General features: G+C 59.7%; 19 protein-coding genes. 4 read left to right on the forward strand and 15 right to left on the reverse strand.

Features of this window, described 5'->3' with window-relative positions:
* Nucleotides 1–11 precede the first annotated feature (11 nt).
* Nucleotides 12–1,160 carry an efflux RND transporter periplasmic adaptor subunit gene (locus E9954_RS31795; RefSeq protein ID WP_168442740.1) on the reverse strand — a complete coding sequence of 383 codons (1,149 nt, stop codon included), beginning with the start codon at nucleotides 1,158–1,160 and terminating at the stop codon, nucleotides 12–14.
* Between the two features lie 134 nt (nucleotides 1,161–1,294).
* The gene (locus E9954_RS31800; RefSeq protein WP_136083333.1) at nucleotides 1,295–1,822 is read right to left on the reverse strand and encodes a TrmH family RNA methyltransferase; all 528 of its coding nucleotides are present in this window, start codon (nucleotides 1,820–1,822) and stop codon (nucleotides 1,295–1,297) included.
* Between the two features lie 168 nt (nucleotides 1,823–1,990).
* Here E9954_RS31800 and E9954_RS31805 point away from each other — a divergent pair, with 168 nt between their 5' ends.
* Complete coding sequence (locus tag E9954_RS31805) at nucleotides 1,991–2,491, forward strand: DUF2391 family protein (RefSeq protein ID WP_168442741.1); 501 nt, start codon at nucleotides 1,991–1,993, stop codon at nucleotides 2,489–2,491.
* An 87-nt stretch (nucleotides 2,492–2,578) separates the two neighbouring features.
* Here the strand turns inward: E9954_RS31805 and E9954_RS31810 are convergent, their stop codons facing one another.
* From E9954_RS31810 to E9954_RS31825, 4 genes are read right to left on the reverse strand one after another with little or no spacing between them, the layout of a single operon-like run.
* Nucleotides 2,579–3,439, reverse strand: coding sequence for a hypothetical protein (locus tag E9954_RS31810; RefSeq protein ID WP_168442742.1), 861 nt, complete (start codon nucleotides 3,437–3,439; stop codon nucleotides 2,579–2,581).
* 10 nt (nucleotides 3,440–3,449) lie between these two features.
* A complete protein-coding gene (locus tag E9954_RS31815) occupies nucleotides 3,450–4,247 on the reverse strand; it encodes a CDP-alcohol phosphatidyltransferase family protein (RefSeq protein WP_136083336.1) in 798 nt (265 codons plus the stop codon).
* Entirely contained in the window at nucleotides 4,244–4,948 is a 705-nt protein-coding gene (locus E9954_RS31820; RefSeq protein WP_136083337.1) for a phosphatidylserine decarboxylase, read from the reverse strand. Before E9954_RS31820 ends, E9954_RS31815 begins: the two co-directional genes overlap by 4 nt.
* Nucleotides 4,945–5,466, reverse strand: coding sequence for a DUF2062 domain-containing protein (locus tag E9954_RS31825; protein ID WP_168442743.1), 522 nt, complete (start codon nucleotides 5,464–5,466; stop codon nucleotides 4,945–4,947). Before E9954_RS31825 ends, E9954_RS31820 begins: the two co-directional genes overlap by 4 nt.
* Nucleotides 5,467–5,592: 126 nt before the next feature.
* On the opposite strand from E9954_RS31825, the gene E9954_RS31830 reads away from it, so the two are divergent.
* Nucleotides 5,593–6,306 (forward strand): hypothetical protein, encoded by a 714-nt coding sequence (locus E9954_RS31830; protein ID WP_136083339.1) that lies wholly within the window; start codon nucleotides 5,593–5,595, stop codon nucleotides 6,304–6,306.
* A gap of 2 nt (nucleotides 6,307–6,308) precedes the next feature.
* On the opposite strand, the gene E9954_RS31835 is transcribed toward E9954_RS31830, so the two are convergent.
* The 7 genes from E9954_RS31835 to E9954_RS31865 all read right to left on the reverse strand — a co-directional run bounded on the left by E9954_RS31835 (nucleotide 6,309) and on the right by E9954_RS31865 (nucleotide 15,545).
* Nucleotides 6,309–6,770, reverse strand: coding sequence for a hypothetical protein (locus E9954_RS31835; RefSeq protein ID WP_136083340.1), 462 nt, complete (start codon nucleotides 6,768–6,770; stop codon nucleotides 6,309–6,311).
* A 167-nt stretch (nucleotides 6,771–6,937) separates the two neighbouring features.
* Complete coding sequence (locus tag E9954_RS31840; protein ID WP_136083341.1) at nucleotides 6,938–8,131, reverse strand: DcaP family trimeric outer membrane transporter; 1,194 nt, start codon at nucleotides 8,129–8,131, stop codon at nucleotides 6,938–6,940.
* 32 nt (nucleotides 8,132–8,163) lie between these two features.
* Nucleotides 8,164–9,231: a glutaminase A gene (glsA, locus tag E9954_RS31845; protein WP_136083342.1), complete on the reverse strand. Its 1,068-nt coding sequence runs from the start codon at nucleotides 9,229–9,231 to the stop codon at nucleotides 8,164–8,166.
* A 101-nt stretch (nucleotides 9,232–9,332) separates the two neighbouring features.
* Complete coding sequence (locus E9954_RS31850; RefSeq protein ID WP_136083343.1) at nucleotides 9,333–9,761, reverse strand: phosphate-starvation-inducible PsiE family protein; 429 nt, start codon at nucleotides 9,759–9,761, stop codon at nucleotides 9,333–9,335.
* Nucleotides 9,762–9,863: 102 nt separating this feature from the next.
* The gene (ettA, locus tag E9954_RS31855; RefSeq protein WP_136083344.1) at nucleotides 9,864–11,531 is read right to left on the reverse strand and encodes an energy-dependent translational throttle protein EttA; all 1,668 of its coding nucleotides are present in this window, start codon (nucleotides 11,529–11,531) and stop codon (nucleotides 9,864–9,866) included.
* Nucleotides 11,532–11,796: 265 nt separating this feature from the next.
* Nucleotides 11,797–13,551 carry a HEAT repeat domain-containing protein gene (locus tag E9954_RS31860; RefSeq protein ID WP_136083345.1) on the reverse strand — a complete coding sequence of 585 codons (1,755 nt, stop codon included), beginning with the start codon at nucleotides 13,549–13,551 and terminating at the stop codon, nucleotides 11,797–11,799.
* Between the two features lie 200 nt (nucleotides 13,552–13,751).
* Nucleotides 13,752–15,545 carry a HEAT repeat domain-containing protein gene (locus E9954_RS31865; protein WP_168442744.1) on the reverse strand — a complete coding sequence of 598 codons (1,794 nt, stop codon included), beginning with the start codon at nucleotides 15,543–15,545 and terminating at the stop codon, nucleotides 13,752–13,754.
* Between the two features lie 195 nt (nucleotides 15,546–15,740).
* Here E9954_RS31865 and E9954_RS31870 point away from each other — a divergent pair, with 195 nt between their 5' ends.
* Nucleotides 15,741–17,018 (forward strand): outer membrane protein assembly factor BamB family protein, encoded by a 1,278-nt coding sequence (locus tag E9954_RS31870; protein WP_168442745.1) that lies wholly within the window; start codon nucleotides 15,741–15,743, stop codon nucleotides 17,016–17,018.
* Nucleotides 17,019–17,043: 25 nt separating this feature from the next.
* Nucleotides 17,044–18,021: an AEC family transporter gene (locus tag E9954_RS31875; protein WP_168442746.1), complete on the forward strand. Its 978-nt coding sequence runs from the start codon at nucleotides 17,044–17,046 to the stop codon at nucleotides 18,019–18,021.
* Here E9954_RS31875 and E9954_RS31880 read toward each other — a convergent pair.
* Together E9954_RS31880 and E9954_RS31885 are read right to left on the reverse strand one after the other, a co-directional pair.
* Nucleotides 18,008–18,481, reverse strand: coding sequence for a PAS domain-containing protein (locus E9954_RS31880; RefSeq protein ID WP_136083349.1), 474 nt, complete (start codon nucleotides 18,479–18,481; stop codon nucleotides 18,008–18,010). The two genes, E9954_RS31875 and E9954_RS31880, sit on opposite strands and share 14 nt — an antisense overlap.
* Before the next feature lie 120 nt (nucleotides 18,482–18,601).
* Nucleotides 18,602–19,498 carry a helix-turn-helix domain-containing protein gene (locus E9954_RS31885; protein WP_136083350.1) on the reverse strand — a complete coding sequence of 299 codons (897 nt, stop codon included), beginning with the start codon at nucleotides 19,496–19,498 and terminating at the stop codon, nucleotides 18,602–18,604.
* Nucleotides 19,499–19,585: the final 87 nt, after the last annotated feature.

Raw genomic sequence — 19,585 nt, forward strand, 5'->3', positions numbered from 1 at the left:
GGGTCTCCAATCTATTCAGTGGCCGGGGCGGCGGCTTCTTCAGTCGATGGGGTTTTTGCCGGAGCGGCCACCCGAACCGGAATGCCGGGGCGCGCCCGCTGCAGGCCGTTGACAATAACCTGTTCTTCCCCGGTGAGGCCGTCGGTAATGATGCGGTCGGTGCCGGTCAGCGCGCCGCGCTGGACATAGCGGCTTTCCACCATGTTGTCCGCATTCACGATCAGGACATAGGCGCCGCTGAGGTCGCGCTGGACGGCCAGGTCGGGTACCAGCAGGGCATTCTCGATTTCATTCGGAAGCAGGATCTTGCCAAACATGCCTGGGAGCAGCTTGAGCTCCCGGTTCTCGAACATGGCGCGAACCTGGAGCGTGCCGGTGTCGGGATCAAACCTGGGGTCGCTGTAATCGACCAGACCTTCTTCTTCATGCAGGCCGCCGTCGGCCAATTCCAGTTTGACCGGGGGCATGTTCCCTCCCGTTTTCTCTCCGCGGCTTTTGTTCCGGGCATAGGGAAGGAGGGTGCGTTCATCGACATTGAAGAAGACTTTGATCGGGGCTTCGACCACGATGGTGGTGAGCAGGGTGGATTCGCCGCTACCCACCAGATTGCCGACACTGAGCGCGCGCCGGGCAACGCGACCGTCGAACGGGGCGTGGATTTGGGTGTAGGAAAGATCCAGTTTGGCATTGTCCAGGGCGGCTTCCGCCGCCATCACGCCGGCCTCGGCCGATAGCTTGTTGGCTCTGGCGGTCAGCACATCGACTTCCGAAACCGCCTGGGACTTAAACGCGGTCTCATTCTTTTGCAATGTCGCTTCGGCCAGCGCGAGCGCGGACTTGGCCTGGGCCAGCTGAGCCTCGGCGGCGCTGACCTGGGCTTCGTACTGTTCGGGTTCGATCGTGAAGAGCAGGTCGCCTTGCTTAACGCGCTGGCCGTCTTCGAAATCGATCGTTTTCAGGAAGCCTTTCACCCGGGCGCGGATATCGACGGCGTCCGATGCCGCCAGGCGTCCGGGGAAGTTGGCGAAGACCGTCACGCTTTTCTGAACCGGTTGCTGCACGGAAACCTCCGGTGGAGGCGGAGCCTGGAATTCGTTTTTCTTGGTGCAGCCGAATACCAGCAGCAACGTGAGCGTTGGGACAATCATTGTTTTTTTCATAACAGGCATCTCCTCGGTTGAGAGCAAGAGACTAGTTTGCCCGGAGGGGGCTTGTCGAGTGCGAACAGTTTTGTTCCGGGAAACTCTTATTAGGTATTTTCCGGCGGGGGCGCGCATGCGCCGCGCGGCGGCGGTCAGCCCGCGGGGTGCTGGCGGCAATATTCATAGATGGCCATCGAGGTGGCGGTGGCCACGTTGTAGGAATAGGGCATGCCCCAGACGGGGATTTCGACGACCGCATCCAGCAGGCACAGGCACTCCTGCGAAAGCCCTTCGCGTTCCGAGCCGACCACCAGCACGGCTTTTTTGGGGAAGGCATACTGCGAGAGCTCGGTCGAGTTGGTGGTTTGTTCGAGACCCACGAGGGTGTAGCCGTCCTCTTTCAGCTTTTTCAGCACGGGCGGAAGGCTGTTGCGGGGGGTCAGTTTCACCTCGTCCGCGCCGTCGCGCGCAATCTTTCCAATCAGCTTGGCATTGCCCGTGGCAATGATTTCGCGGACGCCGCAGCACCCGGCCGTCCGGAAAATCGTGGAGAGGTTGACGTTGCTGCGCAGGGGGCTGCAGGCCACGATCAAGGGGCGTTCTTCCTTGAGCGCGGTCGGTGGCTTATGGCGCACATGCTCGAATTTATGTTGGGATTGGTCTGGTTGGTTGGTCTGCATCGTCTCTTTGCCGAATGGTTTCGAATGCGGGCAGTATATCTTGTCCGGATTCCGGATACAACCCAATCGGGACCGTTCGGCAGGCTGGCCGGATTATTCTCCGTGCGGGCTGGTCTTTTGCGTGCCGGAACCCCTATGCTTTCCCGTAATGGCATTGGAGGGTCAGGCATGGATTTCAAGACACCGGACGAAATGATCAAGCGCATCGGCGGCTACCTGCACCGCGTGGTGCCCGTGGTGGATGCAACGGGCAAGGTGCTCGACTACACCCTCAAGCCGCTGATGATCGAGTTCAAGCCGCGCGATGTGATGCAGGTGATTGTCGGCGCGTCGCTGCTCTCCATTCCGGTCTCTTTCACGGAAGAGGTCTGGGTGCTCGGCTCGGAACTGCCGTTGGCCAATGTGATTGGCCTGAGTGCCCTCTCGCTGGTGTTCATCGGCCTGTTCGTCTACTACAACTTCTATCGCTTCGACTTCAAGGGGCACACGCTGGAGTTCATCAAGCGCGTGGCCGGAACCTACTTCATTTCCCTGCTGGTGGTGGCGCTGCTGCTTTCCATCATCAACAAGTGCCCGTGGGGCACCGACTATATGACCGCCATCAAACGCATCCTGATCGTCGCCTTTCCGGCCTCCATGAGCGCGGCCGTGAGCGACTCGATCAAGTAGGGCCACGGGGTTTGGGCCTGTTCGGGGAAAAAATCCTTGGCGGCGAAGACCGGCACCGGTCCGGAGCGTGGTGCTTCCTTTTTCCGGCTATCGTTTGAAAAAGCTCTCGGCGGTGTAGAGGAACTCGCAGGTGAGCATGAGCGACCAATCTGCGGAGCCGGCCGGGGCCTCGGTGTAGGAATAGGCTTCCAGCTTGAGGTTGACCGGAATCCGGTTGGGGATCACGACTTTGCCGATGCCGCCGCCGAGGGGGATCGTCCAGGTTTCTCCGGATGCCGCTTCCCAGTTGGCGGTGTTGACCGGCGAGGTGCCGACCCACCACCCCTTGCCGAGGTTGGCATACAGAAAATATTCGATGGTGGAGAGGTTGACGTCGGGGCGGTCGTCTTTCCCGGCGAACGACCAGAGGTGGTTGGCGCGGATGCCGGCCACGATGGGACCTTTCACGAGGGTTGCCGTTGCGGCAAGCCCGGCGCTCCACTTGCGGGTGCCGAGCTGCGGATCGGTGGCCGTCGGCAGCTGGAAGGCCGGGCCGACGCCCCAATACAGACTACGTTCGCCGACCGGGCCCATGAAGCTTTCGTAGGTGGTGTCGCCCAGCCCGAACGAATCCTTTTCGCCGGCTTCGCGGCCGGGCTGGTAGATGAAGGGGAGGTTGAGCCGGTTGGCGACGATCCAGTCCTCGTTCACCTGCGAAACCATCGAGGGATGGTAAAGCAGGGAATACTTCAGCTGCTCCTTGTTGCCGTAGCCGGGTTCGAACTGGCTTTCGATCGGCAGCTTCATGGCATCGGCCATCGGGTTCTGCGCCACCCGGGCCCAGTCGGATGGGCCGGCCGCCCACGGGGTTCCCGGCAGGACGAGGGCAGAGAGTCCGAGGAGCAAGGCGATCCGGTTCCTTGGTGGAACCGCGCCGACCGGCCTTCTCCTGTTTTTTCGCGTTGCCATGGGCGGGGAATCAGAGTTCGGGGGGCGTGTCGGCAAGGGGAAGGTCTTTTTTGAAATGCGTTTCGCCCATCAGGCCGGAGAGCAGATAGAGGTGCACAACCACAAAGAGCAAATAAAAGATGAATTCGTCGATCATCAGGATGGCGGTGAGCATGAGCAGGAATACGGCGATGCGGAAGGGGATGGGCCCCGTGGTGACGACTTTCTTGAAGTGGTTGTATTTGAATCCGCTAATCATCATCAGCCCCAAGATGAAGCCATAGGCGATGATGATGAAGCCCACGGCGCGGTCTTCGACGTTGAGCCGGGTGGAGAGCAATGCCATGGAGCAGAGTATGGCCGTTGCGCCGGGGGTCGGCAGCCCTGAAAAGACGCCGTCCGACGAAGTGTCGGAAAGGGCGACGGTGTTGTAAAGCGCCAGTCGCCACATGGCGCATACCATGAAGAACCCGGCCGCCGCCCAGGCAACCCATTGCCCGGGAACGGAGCCATCGCAGCAGCCTTGCGCCACCCGGAAGATGAGGATGGCCGGGGCAATGCCGAACGAAAGCAGGTCCGAAAGGGAGTCGAGCTCCATGCCGTGCCGGCTGACCGCATTGAGCTTGCGGGCGGCGAATCCATCGAAAATGTCAAAAAACATGGCGGCCAGAATCAGCCATACCGCCGGGAGGGGAACGAGGCCCTCGCCGCCGCGCGATCCCGTCATGTAGATGATGGCGGAAAGGCCGCAAAGCGCATTGCAGAGCGTGATGGATGAGGGAATGAACGAGAGATGGTCTCTCCAGTTCAATGTTTTCGTTGGTTTCATGCAAAATCCCCGGCAAGCTGGATGCTTGCGATTACCGTGGAACCAGAACAGATTTTATCGCCAATGGCAACTCTGGCGGTCATCCAGGGTTCATTCGGCAGGTAGAGTTCCGTACGGGATCCAAATTTGATCATTCCATAAATCGCGCCCTTTTCCAGGGCATCGCCTGGGGCGGCCTCGCAAACGATCCGCCGGGCAATCGCCCCGGAAACCTGGCGCACGGCCATCGGGAAATCCTTCCCTCCGGCACGTCCGGTTCCGGCAATCACCAGCGATTCGTTTTCCTTCGCGCAGCGCGGGCTGCGGGCGTCGAGGAACCGGCCTTCCTTGTATTTCCGGTGTTCGACCTTGAAGGCGCAGGGCGCCCGGTTCACATGCACATCCAATACGGAGAGGAAAATGCCGATCCGCAGCAGCTCCAGCCCTTCGAATGCCTCGATCCCATGATCCTTCACGACTTCGATATCGCGCACGAGTCCATCCGCCGGCGAAACCAGAACGAGGTCGTCGGAGGGGATGGCTCGCACCGGCACCCGGAAAAAGGCGGCGATGGCCAGCCAGGCCAGCGCCGTCAGGATCAGCAGGACGGTCCCTGCTGCAACATTGAGTTTCAGCAGCACCAGCAACCATACCCCCCCCATGGCTAGTGCAGCCAGTCCGCTGCCCAGCCATTCCCTCATTCCATATCGACAAAGCTTCATGGGCAAACACTCTTTTCCGCCCGTTGCAGTCGCCGGGCTTTGCGTTGTTCTGTTCTTTCCCGGTAGCTGCGCACCAGGTTGGACATGACGACATACCCGATCAGCGCGGCAACCGTTCCGAACAGGAGGCCCCCCGCAAAGAAGGCGAGGACAAGGTCGGCGCCCAGTCCCAGCAACTTTGAGATGGTGGGGGTTTCGATCAGGTCTATCGATGATTCCTGCAAGGACCCGTAGGAAAGGGGGCGGCCGACCAGGTGGCTGCCCACAAAGCATTGCAGCGGGTAGAGCACCGGAATCGTGACCGGGTTGGTGATCCACGTGAAAAGCAGCGCCGGCAGCTTGGCCGCCTTGAACAGGATGGCCAGCGGAAAGGCCACCAGCATCTGGAACGAAAACGGCACAACGAACGCAACCGCAAGCCCCGTCGCAACGCCGCGTCCGACGCATTCCGGGGAGCCCTTGTGCTTCATTAGCCGCAGATAGGTCTGCAGGATTTGCTTTTTTGTGAACGGGTTCATGATTCGGACGCAAAACCTACCACGCATGATGGATTAAATAAACAGGTTTGCCATGTCGAAATGATTGGCACGGGCCATGTCCTCTGCCTACACTCGCTGGCGATGAACCCAGGGAGGAACAACACCATGAACGGCATCAAACGGCTCGCCCTGCTGGCATGCCTGCTCGCGGCGGGCCGGAGCGGACGTGCGGCGGAGGTTGTGTTCGAGTTGGATTTTTCCCAGGCCCGGGGCGATGCCGGCACCTGGTTGGAAGAGCGGGGCTGGGCGACGCAGGGAAAAATCCGGAAGATGAAGCCCCGCTTCGAAAACGGCGCGCTGGTGCTGGAGGCCATGGACGGCGATTCGGGTGCGTTCATCTACCGTTTCGGCAAAGAGGCTTTTCTGACGAACGCCCACCAGATCCAGATTGAATGGGGCGTTGAGCAATATCCGCAGGGTTCCGACTGGAGCGGCCCCATCGACAAGGCCAGGAATACGCGGGACGCGATCAATGTGATGGTTTCCTTCGGTACCAAAAAGATCGGAAGCGGCAACCTGCTGGTGCCCGCCATTCCCTATTTCATCGGTTTGTTCCCGGCCGATGGCGAGGAAACCGGCAAAGCTTATTATGGGAACTATTGGCAGAAGGGCGGGCGCTATTTCTGCATCTCGGGCAATGGCACCACCGATCCGATTTCCACCCGGTTTCCGCTTGCGCAAAAATTCCAGGAAACCTTCGGGATGCCTGCCCCGCCGGTCACCGCCGTAACCCTTGAGGTCGATGCCAAGCATACGGAAAAAAGGGACGGCCGCCATTCCAAGGCCTATGTCCGGAAAATCATGTTCCTGTCGGAATAGGGCTAGAAGTGTACGCCGATGACGAGGCCGAACCCCTCCCAGTCGCCGAAAACATACTTGGCTTCCACGAACGCGCTGAACGGTTGCGCCAGGTTGAAGCTGAGGCCCGCGCCGAGATTGCCACCGATCCGGTTTTCCTTGCTGCGGATCGCGAAATCGACGCCCGCCAGCGGATAGATCCGCAGCGGCGAGTCGGGCGTCAGGATGAAGTGGTAGTCCGCGTCGAAGCGGAAGGTGAACCGGTCCTGGTTGTAGCCGCCGGCCAGCACCGCAACTTCGGAGCGCTGGCCCAGCTGGAAATCCTTGCCGATCTGCATGCCGGGATCGCCGTCGAAATAGCCTAGGCCGAACCGGATGTCCATCGGTTCCGCCGCCGCCGTGCTGTTGGTTTTCGTGTCGGCAAACGAGCCGATGGCCAGCAGGCCAATCACAAGCATCAGGGTTTGGGTATACAGCGGCTTCATGGCGATATCCTCAGTGAACGTTGAAAGACGGTAGACCGGAAGACGGCGGGGCGGCAAATGAATTGTTTTAAAACTTCCCTTCATCGAAAAACGTTCGCCGCGGATTCGGAGGATGCTCTCCAATGGGTTTGGGTTGGCTTCCCCCGTCTGCAAAAGGAAGACCCATTTTAAAGAGACGTGCCGAAGGCGAACTTGACGGAAAACTGGATGCGGATGTCGTCGAAGCTTTCGATCAGTTCGGCGGTGCCGTCGCCGTCCACATCCTCCATCTGCCCGTCGCCCTTGTTTTCGCGCTTGCCGTATTGAAGCTCCAGGCCGTAGGTGAGGTTGGGGGTTGGGTGGTGCAGCACGTTGGCGAGGGCATAGTGGCCGGTCTTGAACGCGCTGGCGGTCTGGGCGGAAGAGTTGTCGATGTTGTACATCGAGTAGCCGAGCGAGGTGGTCAACTTGTCGCTCCACGAATGGTCGTAGAACGCCACGATGCCCAGCAGCGGCAATGTTTCCGCCTGCCCGGCGCCGGTTGCTCCAACATCCGGTGCGCCATCGTTGAGATAGTTGCCAACGCCTTCTCCGTAGAGCAACTGCAGACGAACGGTGTCGGCCTTGATCTTGTAGTTGCCGCTCAGGTTGAGGCCCCATCCGATAAACTCGTCCTCCACGCCGCCGCCCTGGTCTTCCAGTTCGCCATAGCGCAGAATGCCGGCGAGCTGAACATGTCCCCAGTCCTGCATATGGCGATAATGCGCGGCCAAGTCGGGGAGCGGGTAGTGTGCGGCGGTATTGGCGAACGAGGCTCCTTCATAGCCGGGATCTCCGCTGCCACCGGGTTTTTCCAGCGAAACGGCAACATAGTCGTGGTCGGCTTTAACCGGGATATAGCGGAACTGGACGTTGCGGTAGAAGATCATGCCGCTTGGGCCCCAGTATTCGATGGTGTTCGGAAAGACATCCGGATCCATGAAAACGCTCCAGTATTGGCCGGCCCCGAAATGCTTGTATTCACCGTAGGCATGGCGTAGGCGGAAGGTGGTCTGGCCTTCGTCAACTCCCGTGCCGAAGAGTTCGAATTCGAAAATGGTCTTGATTTCCTCGTCGCCGAGCGGCGTGGAGGTTTTGAAGCCGAGCCGGCTTTGGCGGACGCCCATGAACCAGTTGCCGTCGGCGCCGTATTGATCCTGGTAGACCGGAAGCTTTGCCGGGCGCACCACGTCGAACCAGTTCGGATCGTTTTGTTTGGCCTGGTAGCCCATGTCGAGCATCACGTGGCCATAGATGTCCATCTTGGTTTCGCCCAGCTCCAGCTCGGCATGGGCAGCACCCGCAACACCGATCGCAATACATAGTGATAGTGGTTTTTTCATCTCAGTTCCTCCGTATTCTCTGTGGTGGAAACCTATTCCGGGTTGGCGCCGTAGACGCCTACGCCCAGCTCACCTGAGATCTGGCGGATGGCCTTCATCGCCTTGATCGAATTGCCCGCTTCGTTCAGGCGCGGCGAAAAGGCGGCGATGGCGAACTTGCCGGGCACCACGGCAACAATGCCGCCGCCAACCCCCGTCTTGGCCGGGAGCCCGGCGGAATACATCCATTCGCCGGATTCATCGTAGAAGCCCGCCGTGGCCATGATCGCCAGCAGCTCCGGCACATGTTCCGCCGGCAGCACTTCCTTGTTCGTGAGCGGGTTGACCCCGCCGTTGGCCAGCGTGGCCCCCATGATGCCCAGATCCTTGGCGCTGACGCCGACCGAGCATTGCTTGGTGTAGACGCGCAGCGCCTCCTCCGGATCGCAATAGAGGCGGCCATAGTTGTAGAGCAGGTTGGCGATGCCGCGGTTGCTCCAGGAGGTGTCGTATTCCGATTTGTACACCTTGTCCAGAACCTCGAGGTTGGTTCCCGAGAAATCGTTCAGGTTTTGCAACACCTTGGCCCAGCGCCGCTCCTCGTCGGAGGCTTCCACCAGGCTGACCGATGCAATCGCCCCGGCATTCACCAAGGGATTGACCGAGCGGTCGTCATAAATCTCGAGTGCCATCTTCGAGTTGAACGGGAGCCCGGTCGGTTCGACCCCCACTTTTTCATACACGGCTTCCGGGCCTTGCTGTTTCATGATGAGCGCCGCCGTGAAGGGTTTGGAAACCGACTGGATCGAAAACTTATAGTCGATGTCGCCCGCCGTGAAGAGCTGTCCGTCGCACGTGGCGATCACCACACCGAACAGGTTGCTCGGGGTTTCGGTGAGGATCGGAATATAGTCCGCATTCTTGCCTTCATCCAGATCCTTGTATTTCGTGTAGGCGTCATCGACGACCTGCTGCAGCTCGACAGCCGTGAACCCGGCAATTCGAACTTCTTCGTTGGCTTTGGAGGCAGCATCGACCGCTGCCGGTGAACGACTCGCTCCCGCCAGCGTGGTGTGGACCGCGAATGCCGCCAAAGCGATCAGAATTGAACGGTTGAACATGGAACCCTCCTTCGTTGGGTAGGTGAATCATTCCGTCTAAGCGGAGAAATAGTCCTTCTTTTTGAATGCCTTGTCAATTCGCCAGAGGGACAGGCGCTGGCTCATTCTTTGGTGTTCTTTTCTGACTTGGGTTCCAGCGCGCGGCGTACGATGAAGAAACCCGCCGCAAGCGAAACAACCAGCGCCGAAACCGCGTAAAGCATTTGCGGGGAGACTTCATAGTAATCGAGGATAATGATTTTGCGCGCCACCGCCACCACCGCCACCAGAAGAACGACCTCCACATGAACCACCTTTTTGTCAAGGTAGGCCTTGATGGTTTCCAGTAGCTCCAGCCCGATCACGACCATCAGGATAAAGCCGAATACCTCCATCATCTCCTTCACGTTCAGAAGCATGACGGGCGGTTCCTTCAGCTGTTGCCATAAGATGACGCCCACTTCCACCGTGGCCACAAACACCGCGATCATCATGAAGACCAATAGGGTCAAAACAACGACCCGCTCGAACCGTTTCAAAATTTTCTGCATGGCTGTTCCTTTCGTGGCGGCGGACTCCGATCCGCCGTAGTCCGTTTGTATCGGGTCACTATGCGTAAGGCAAGGGCGGCGGATCAGAATCCACCGCCACGATTAGCTCTTGATCGGGCGGTAGCGGACGCGGTGGGGAGTCCAATTGTCGCCCTTTTGTTTGCACATGAACTCCTTGAAGGATTCATAGTTGCCTTCGTGCCAGAGGACGTCCTCTCCTTCGAAGGCGAGGATGTGCGTGGCGACGCGGTCGAGGAACCAGCGGTCGTGGCTGATCACCACGGCGCAACCGCCAAAGTTCATCAGGCCTTCCTCCAGCGAGCGGAGGGTGGCCACATCGAGGTCGTTGGTCGGTTCGTCGAGCATCAGCAGGTTGCCGCCGCCGCGCAACAGCTTGGCCAGATGGACGCGGTTGCGTTCGCCGCCGGAAAGCACGCCGACTTTTTTCTGCTGTTCCGCCCCCTTGAAGTTGAAGCGCGCGCAGTAGGCGCGGCTGTTCATATCCCGCCCTCCGACCTCGATCGTTTCCTCGCCTCCCGAAATCTCTTCCCAGATGGTTTTATCGGCATCGAGATCGTCGCGCGACTGGTCGACATAGGAAATGTCCACGCTTTCGCCCAGCTCCAGCGAGCCGGAGGTCAGTGGTTCCATGCCGAGGATCATTTTAAAAAGCGTGGTTTTGCCGGCACCGTTTCCGCCGATGATGCCGACGATGCCGCCGGGCGGCAGATCAAAGTTGACGCCGTCGAACAGGAGCCGGTCGCCAAATGCCTTGGAGACATCGCGCGCCTGAACAACTTTTTGGCCGAGGTGCCTGCCGACCGGAATCTGGATGGCCAGGTTTTCCTCGGCGGTGTCGAATTCCTGCGCCGCCAGCTCGTCGTAGCGCTTGAGACGGGCCTTGTTTTTGGTGAGTCGGCTCGATGCATTCATGCGCACCCATTCGAGTTCCTGCTTCAGCATTTTCCGGCGCGAGGCATTGAGTTTCTGGGTCTGTTCGGCAATCAACTGCTTTTGTTCGAGCCAGGCTTCATAGTTGCCCTTGTAGGGGAAGGTGCGGCCGGCATCGAGTTCAAGAATCCATTCGGTCACGTTGGAGAGGAAGTAGCGGTCGTGCGTCACCACGATCAATGTTCCGGTGTAGCGCTTGAGATGCTCCTCCAGCCAGCCGACCGATTCCGCATCGAGGTGGTTGGTCGGCTCGTCGAGCAACAGCACGTTGGGGTTTTGCAAAAGCAGGCGGCACATGGCCACCCGGCGTTTCTCGCCACCCGACAGGATATCGACCGGCTGATCGCCTTCAGGAAGGCGCAGCGCATCCATCGCCATCTCGACATGCCGGTCGAGCTCCCACAGGTTGTTCGCGTCGATCTCGTCCTGCAGCTTCGCGACTTCGTCGTTGAGCTTGTCCGACTCCTCTTCGGAGACGTCACCACCGAGCAATTCCCAGATTTCGTCGTAGCGGTCGAGCTTGGCCTGTTGTTCGGCCACCCCCTCCATCACGCATTCCTGGACGGTCTTGCCCGCCGTCAGTTCCGGTTCCTGCTCCAGGTAGCCAATGTTGGCCCGCTTCGCAATGATGCACTGCCCCATGAACTCCTCGTCGAGCCCGGCCATGATTTTCAGCAGGCTCGACTTGCCCGACCCATTGCCGCCGATCACGCCGATGCGCGCACCGAAAAAAAACGACAAATTGACGTCTTCCAGAATGGTTTTTGCCCCATGCTGCTTCGTCAGGTTTTCGAGGGTATAGACATATTCTCCGGCCATTAGAAATCTCCTTGTAAATCGGCATTGGGTTTTACCCATCCTGCCGCCGCTCTGCAAGCCGCCGATGCGCCAAAGCCCACATGGTATATCATCCAGCACCCACGATCGTGGGTGCTGGATGATATACTTTCGGGGGGTGGACGCCTTCGGGCCGATTCTGCGTTTGCGAAAGAGGGTCAGGCGCCCTCCATTGCCTGGAAGCCCGGAACCAAACAAAAAGGCAGGCCGTTGGGCCTGCCTTTTGAATCGGGGGTTGGTTTGCCCGCTAGGGCAGGCTGTCGGGCAACGGCGGTTCCGGCGCCCATTCGCCAGTCTCGCCCTTGCGGAAGATCACACGCAGTTCCTTGGTGTGGCCACTCTTGACATATTTGAGTTTGAACGGCTCCGCGGTCGGGTGCGGGTCGGCCGGGGGCATCGGAATAACCGAAACTTGGACCTCCGGAAATTTTTCATTGAATACCTGGATGGCGCGTGCATCGCTGGGGCGAACCTTGGCCAGCAACGGCGCAACGGACGGATCGTCCAGTGCGATGACAAGATCAAGAAACTCGCTTCCGGTGATTTCGGCACCGGCCTCCGCCTTGGCGGTGAAGGCGGCAAGGAGGTGCTCTTTGGCCTGTTCGCGGTTGATCTGCAAGAGCACCTTCGCGCAGCTCGAGGCAATGGAAATGTCTTCGGCGTCGAGTCCGGCCACGAGTGGGTTGAAGGCTTTATCCCCGATGAGGATCAGGTTCTTTTCTGCCAACGGTATGTTTTGCTTGGCGTTCTTGCTTTTTTCGCGATTCGAAAATTCGGGCGGGGTCTTGGTTTGGGCGATGAGCAGCGGGATGTATTCCGGGGATGGCTTGAACTTGGAGGAGTTCATCAATGAGCGCGCGTCGGCCTCGAACGTGGCCAGGGTTTGGGCCTGCAGTGGATTGAGGCTGAACCTTGGGTTCAGTGCCGTGATTGCACCCCAAAGGTCGAGCCGCCAGGATGGTGCGCCGCTCCAGTTGGAACGTCCGGCGAACCAGCTCTTCGGCGCATTGTCCGAAAGTTTGCCAACGGCAGCCGTTGCGGGGGCGGCGGCGGGCTCGCCGATGGTTTCGAGGGCCTGGACGGCATATTCGTATTCGGCGGGAGTCGGGTGCACGGCGGCTTCGAGCAGGCCGTCGATGTTGTTGTCGAGCGCCACGAGCTCCGCCACGAGTGCGGGGTCTACTTCGGCCTTGGGATCCTGGGGGATCTTGGCGAGCGTGTACCAGACCAGATCGTTCCCGGTGGTGGGTTCCTTGCCGGTTCCCTTGAGGATGGCGGCGGCGGCCGGGCGGGTGAATTCGCCCTTGCTACGTAGTGCCTTGAGGGCGAAGGGTACGGAGGGTTCGCCGATGCCCACCATGGTTTCGATGACCGCAATCCGGATTTTTTCGCTAAAGTCGCCGATGGCGGGGGCGAGTGCGGCGGCGGCTTCGTCGCCACCGATTTGGCCAATGGCGGCAACGCTGGCAAACCGGATATCGAACGAGCGTTTCTTGAGCTGTGCGGCCAGCGGGTCGATGGCCTTGGGGCTGCCGATCTGCCCCAGCGATTGGGCGGCGGCGCAACCCACCGTGAGGTGTTCGTCGTCCAGCAGGCCGATCAGCGCATCGACCGCCCCGGAGACCTTCCACTCGCCCAGGGCCTTGGCGGCGGTGAGGCGCGCGCGGGCGGTTTCGTAGTTGAGCAGCTTCACCATGTGCGGTATTGCGGCGTCCCCGCCGATGGCCGCGATGGCTTCGATGGCTTCGTGGACAATCACCAGGTCGGGGTCGTTGAGCAGGCCGGCCAGTGGCCCAATGGCGTCCTTGGCCTTGAGGTCGGCCACGGCCTCGATGGATGCAATGCGGATATCCTGCTGGGGGTTGCCGAAGGCGGTGATCAATTTTTCGGTATTCCCCTCGGTTTTCCATTTGGCGATGGTTTCCACGGTGGTTTCCCCGCAGCCGGCAACACCCAGTAGCAGTGCAATGGCAATCCCGGCTTGGACAATTCTTTCCTTCATGACAGACCCCTCTGTGTTTCGTGGTTAATGAACAAACATGGCTAGCTATTTGGGAATTAATCATATTCCAGCCATGCTTGTCATGCTGTAATTGTTAGTGCCGCATTAGCCCTTGAACAGGATTCGGCCGGATTCCCGGGGATTAGGCACAAAAAAAGGCAGGCGCTGAGGCCTGCCTGAAACGGTCCGGGTTAAAAAAACTACCTATCCTTCGGGATCGGTTTCCAGTCGCCGGAGCCGTCTTTCATGAATTTGATTTCCTCTCGGTCGACCCGGCCATCTACGATGTAGCCAATGTCGAAGGCAATGGGCTGGGAGTAGTGGCCGGTGTCATCCTTGGTATCTGCGCTCATGGCGCGTGTTCCTGGATTGAGTCGCTCGAAGACGTGCATGGCGCGGTCGGGATTCGGGCGGATCTTCAGCAGGAGCGGCTCGCCGGACGGATCGTCGAGTTTTTGCAGCGCGTTGTAGAAGGGCGAGGTGGTCAGCTGTTCGCCGGCCGCCAGCTTTTGGGTGACAACGCGGATGACCGGCCCGAGCGCCCGCTTTTCGCCCAGCTCGCCGAGGATCTCGGCGGCATGGCCGGCGATCAACTCGTCTTCATCCTCGATGGCGGCGAGCAGGGGGTAGATGGCGGTGTCGCCGGCGGCGTTGAGTTTGTTCATCGCCATTTGCTGGTTGGCTTCTCCGCGGAAGCGATCGATCGCCTTCTTGACGACCGGAACGCCGTCGGCATCGTAATCGGGCTGCTCCGGCGGCGGCTTGGTGGTATCGCCGAGGAGGGAGATGAGCAACGGGATATATTCGCGGGTCGGTTTGAATTCCGGTGCAACAATCACGGTGAAGGCCGGACGGCCCTGCGCTTGCATATGGGCCACCTTGGCGCCATCGAGATCGAAGTCGGGATTCATGGCGGTGAGCGCCCCCCAAAGATCCAGGCGCCAGGAGGGGGCCCCTTTCCAGGCGGAACGGTTCTTGAACCAGGCTTCCCCGTCGGCACCGGCGGTCGCTTCCGCCGCCTTGACGGCATCGGCCGTGCAGGATTCGCCGATGGCTTCCAGCGCCCGGGAGGCATGTTCGCGGAAGTCGGCGACGCTATGGGCGCAGGCTTCGAGCATGGTGTCGGTTTCGCCCGTCATTTTGATGAGCTTCTCGACGGTGGCCGGGTCGATGGTATCCGTGTTGTCGACCGAAATCTTGGCGAGTGAATACCAGATGGCATGGGCCCCGGTGAGCGGGATGGCCTTGAGACCCTTGATGACGGCAATGGAGCCGCTGCGGACTTGCTCTTGATCGTTCTTAAGCCCTTCCAATGCATAGGGGGTGGAAATGGTTCCGATCTCCACGAGGGATTTGACGGCGGCCTTGCGGACGGCCCCGCTGGAGTCGGCCAAGGCACCGACCAGTCCATCGGCGGCCACTTCGCCCCCGGTGCTGGCGAGCGATTGCGCGCAGTTGAGGCGTAGCTCGTCGGAGCCGGAAGAGAGTTTTTTCACGAGCGCCTTGCTGGCGGCCTCGTCCCCGATCTGGCCCAGCGAAACGGCGGCGGCGTTGCGGACCGACTCCTCGGAATCGTCGAGGGCCTCGCAGAGGGGCTCCACCGCGCCGGTGGCCTTCAGTTTTCCGAGGGTGACGGCGGCGGTGTTGCGGGCCTGCGTCTGGTCGAGTTTAAGGGCGGCGATCATGGGGGAGGTGGTGGCCTCCGTGCCGATGGCGGCGAGCGCATCGACTGCGGCGAGCACAACCCCTTCCTCGGGATCGTTGAACAGGGCGGCGAGCGCATCGATGGCAGGTTCGGCCTTCAGCTCGCCGAGGGCCTCGGCGGCGGACTGGCGCACTTCGGTCTTGGGATCGGCCAGGGCCTTGATCAGTTTTTCGATATTGCCCTTGGCCTTCCATTTTGCGACGTCGTCGATGGTGCGGCTGCAGCCAACGAGGCCCAGCGTGAAAACGAGTGCAAGCAAGCTGAACAGTATAAGCGGTCTTCTTTTCATGATATGGTTTCCCCTTCGGTCAGTTAACGTACCCATCTGCGATGTTTGGACGGAGAACGCTAATTTGCGCATATACTACAGGGAGGGCATGCATGATTCAAGCGGCTTGGCTCGAATATTCGAATGGCCTTCGGGCGGGTAGATCATGCGTGTTTCGGTCTTTCCGAACGCTGGAGGATCCGGCAGAGTGGCTCCATGAAAATATACAACCATCCATCTTTATCCCGGGGTGTTCTGGCACTGGCCGGGCTGGTGTTTTGCTCGTTGAACGCGGGGGCGCAGGGCTGGCCGGAGTTCCGCGGGCCAGGGGGAAGCGGCCAGGTCGAACCGGGCGCGCGGCTTCCGTTGCAATGGAACGAGACGTCCCATGTGAAATGGAAAACCGCGATTCCCCAGGTCGGCTGGTCGACGCCGGTGGCCATGGAGGGCCGGATCTGGCTGAGCAGCGCAACGGAGGAGGGGCGCGATTTTTTTGCTTTCTGCGTGGATGCCGCAACGGGGGAAATCCTTTTTGAAAAGAAACTGTTCCATTGCGACGAGCCAGAGCCGCTCGGCAACAGCGTGAACTGCTATGCCGCGCCTTCGGCGGCGCTTGAACCGGGCCGGGTCTATATGCATTTCGGCAGCTATGGAACGGCCTGCCTGGATACGGCTTCGGCCAAGGTGCTCTGGAAACGCGACGATCTCCCCTGCCGGCACTACCGCGGCCCCGGCTCCTCCGCGATCCTCTACAAAGACCTGCTCATCCTGACGTTCGATGGCGTGGACCGGCAATATGTGACCGCGCTCGAAAAGCATACCGGCAAAACCGTCTGGAGAACCGACCGTACGACCAAGTGGAACGATCTGGATGAAAATGGACAACCCAAGCGGGAAGGCGATTTCCGCAAGTCCTTCACCACGCCGATCGTCGTGAATGCCGACGGCAGGGAGCTGCTCGTTTCCCCGGCGTCGTCGGTGGTCTATGCCTACGACCCGAGCACCGGGAAGGAAATCTGGAAGGTTGCCCACGAGGGGCACACCGCCCAGGTCAGCCCCATCTTCGCCGATGGGATGGTGCTCGCGGCAACGGGCGCGCGCACATCCGAAATCCTCGGCATCCGCCCCACCGGCGATGTTGCCTGGCGCTTCGGCGGCAAGGATGTTCCCACCACCCCATCGCCGATTGCGGCCGAGGGGCTTCTCTACATGGTCAGCAACCGCGGAACCATGACGTGCCTCGAAACCGGAACGGGGGAAACCGTGTGGCGCGAACGGGCTGGCGGCAACTATATTGCCTCCCCGATCCTTTGCGGCGACCGCATCTATTTCTTCGGAAATACCGGGAAAACCACCGTCATCCGAACGGGCCGAACCTTCGAACTGCTGGCCGAAAACGAATTGGATGCCGGCTTCATGGCTTCGCCCGCCGTTCTGGGCAACTCGCTGATCCTGCGAACCAAGACGCACCTCTACTGCATCGAGGGGCCATAAGGCGCGGATGGATTTTTCGAGGGTAATGGATGTTTTGGTGATCTGTGTCCCGGTTTTTGCCGTGCTGGGCCTCGGGAAGCTGCTTGGGATCAAGGGCCGCATTAAGGAAGACCATTGTCAGTTCATCAACTGGCTGGTCTACACGTTTTCCCTTCCGTCGTTGATCTTCAACGAAGTGGCAAGGCAACGGTTCGATTCCTTTCTCGATCCCGCCGTGGTGCTGATGCCGCTGATCGGGCTTGCCCTGGTTGCCATGCTGACCATGGCCGTTGCCAAGGTGAGTGGCTACAAGGGCGGTTTTGCCGCCGCCTTCGTGTTCGGCACGTTCTGGGCGAACGCCACCTACATCGGCCTTCCGCTCTGCCAGAATGCGTTCGGTTCCTCCGGCCTGGCCAAGGCCGCGATCTATAACGGCTTTGTCCTTCCGTTCTTCATTCTGACCGGCTACCTGCTGATTGGTTTCTATGGCGCGGGAACCGGCGATCAGAAAATCGGGGCCCGTCTCAAGAAGGCGTTCCTCAACCCCATCCTGCTATCGGCGGTGGCCGGCATTGCCGTGGCGTTGGTTGCGGAACAGTTCCGCAATACGGACGGCTCGCTTAACCTGCCGTTGCCGGTGGTTGCATCGGCCACGCTGTTTGGATCGTTCCTGAAAATGATCGGCGCCATGGGCCTGCCGCTGGCGCTGCTTTCCATCGGGGCTTCGTTGCGGTGGGAGCAGACGCGGACGCACCTTGGGGCGTTGGCCTGGACGGTGGGGTGCAAGCTGGTTGTGCTGCCGCTCGTGACGCTGCTGCTGATCCGGTTCCTCTGCCCGGATACCAGTCCCGTGGCCATGGGGGTGACGGTGATCCTGGCTGGCACGCCCAGTGCGGTGGCCATGTATGTGATCAGCTGCCAGATGGGCGTCGAGCGCGGCTTTGTTTCGTCGATGCTGGTGCTGAGCACGGCGCTCAGCGTCTTCACGATTCCGGTCTGGGTCTACGTCGTTAAAGGCTTGTAGCTTTTTCAAGCTCGTCCTGTTCGGTGATGAGCGGCAAGTCCAGGCAATAGAATTCAGGAACGCTTGAATCATCCCATTTAAAAACCAAATGCCCCGTGAACACGGTGATGAAATGACCTTCATGGTGGGTCAGGTCGCACGGGCTCGGTTCGGGCATTTTCAAGGTTTTTCGAGCCATCAGGGTGGCATCGCGGGCAAACTTCCGCATTTCCTCGGGAATCACCAGGTCGAAGAGATCCTTGTTGACGGCTTCGTCTTCCCGATAGCCATACAGCTCGACCGAGGCTTGGTTCCAAAAGAAAACCTTGCCATAGGCATTATAGCCCTGGACGGCAATGAACGGATTCTTCTGAACCATGGCCATAAAGGATTCCCGTGAATCGTATTGCCCGGCCTTCGCGGCATCGCACAGGGTTAGAATGATCGCTTTGGCGTCTTGGAACGAATAGTTCTTCTTCATAGTGGAAATTTCCTCGTGAATCCCATTTTGTATCGTACCCACAAGATCGAGGTCAAAAACTTTTAGAACCTTAGTTGGTGTGTTTTTCCGGCGGCGGTTTTGAAAGCTCTGGGAAACCGGCTATTCTTTCCCCTGCCGGAAGCTACGCGGCGATTCGCCGAGGATGCGCCTGAACTGGCGCGTGAAATAGTTGCTGTCGTTGAAGCCGACCTCCAGTGCGATCTCGGTGACGGAGAGGTCGGAGTTGCGCAACATTTCCATGGCGCGCTGGATGCGCAGGCGCACCAGGTATTCGATCGGGGTTTGCCCGGTTGCCTTCCGGAAAACGCGCATCAGGTTGCTGCGCGACATATGGGCGATCTTCAGCAGGTCTTCGAGCTTCCAATCCTTGGAAAAGTCGTTTTCCAGCGCGCCGATCACATTGCCGACGCGGAGCAGGGCGTGGGCCTCGGTGGTGTCGGAGCTCGTGTAGGCGCGGGAAAGGTAAACCATGAGTTCGAGTAATTTGGCGCGCAAGGCCACTTCCTTGCCTGGCGCGTCCTCTTCGCACTCCTGCTCCATCTCCTCGGCCAGACGTTCCACCCGGGCGAGCGGCACGCGCTTGAGATGCAGGCGGCTGGCAAAGCGGTGCTGCCGGCGGTAGGTCGGTTCGAGCATGAACATGGCGCAATAGCCCGGCATGCGGCGCAGCTCGTTCTCGGGCAGTGCGATTTTTTCGGGATCATACATGATATTGATCAGGTCGAGCCCCTTGCGCTCATAGAAATAATGGCGCTGCCGCCCTTGCAGCAAAAAGACATCGCCCGCCGTTACCGGAAACACCGAACCTTCGAGCATGTGCATGGCGCCGCCGCGCGTAACAATCACGAGTTCGCAAAAATCGTGGCTATGCTCGATTTCGGTTAGATCGTGCGGGTGCGATGGCGTATGCGCCGAGTCGGTTTCCACCCGCCGCACAGCCAAAGGGAAGCCAGAAAGGCCGAAATAATGGATTCCATCTGCAATAGTTGATTTCATAACGTGGGATTATAGTGCTTGTATTTGGGAAGATATTCAAGGCGGTAGTCGGTGTAATTTGAAACAGTGCACCATCGAATTTTAGCG

The sequence above is a fragment of the Pontiella desulfatans genome, assembly GCF_900890425.1.
GTDB lineage: Bacteria > Verrucomicrobiota > Kiritimatiellia > Kiritimatiellales > Pontiellaceae > Pontiella > Pontiella desulfatans.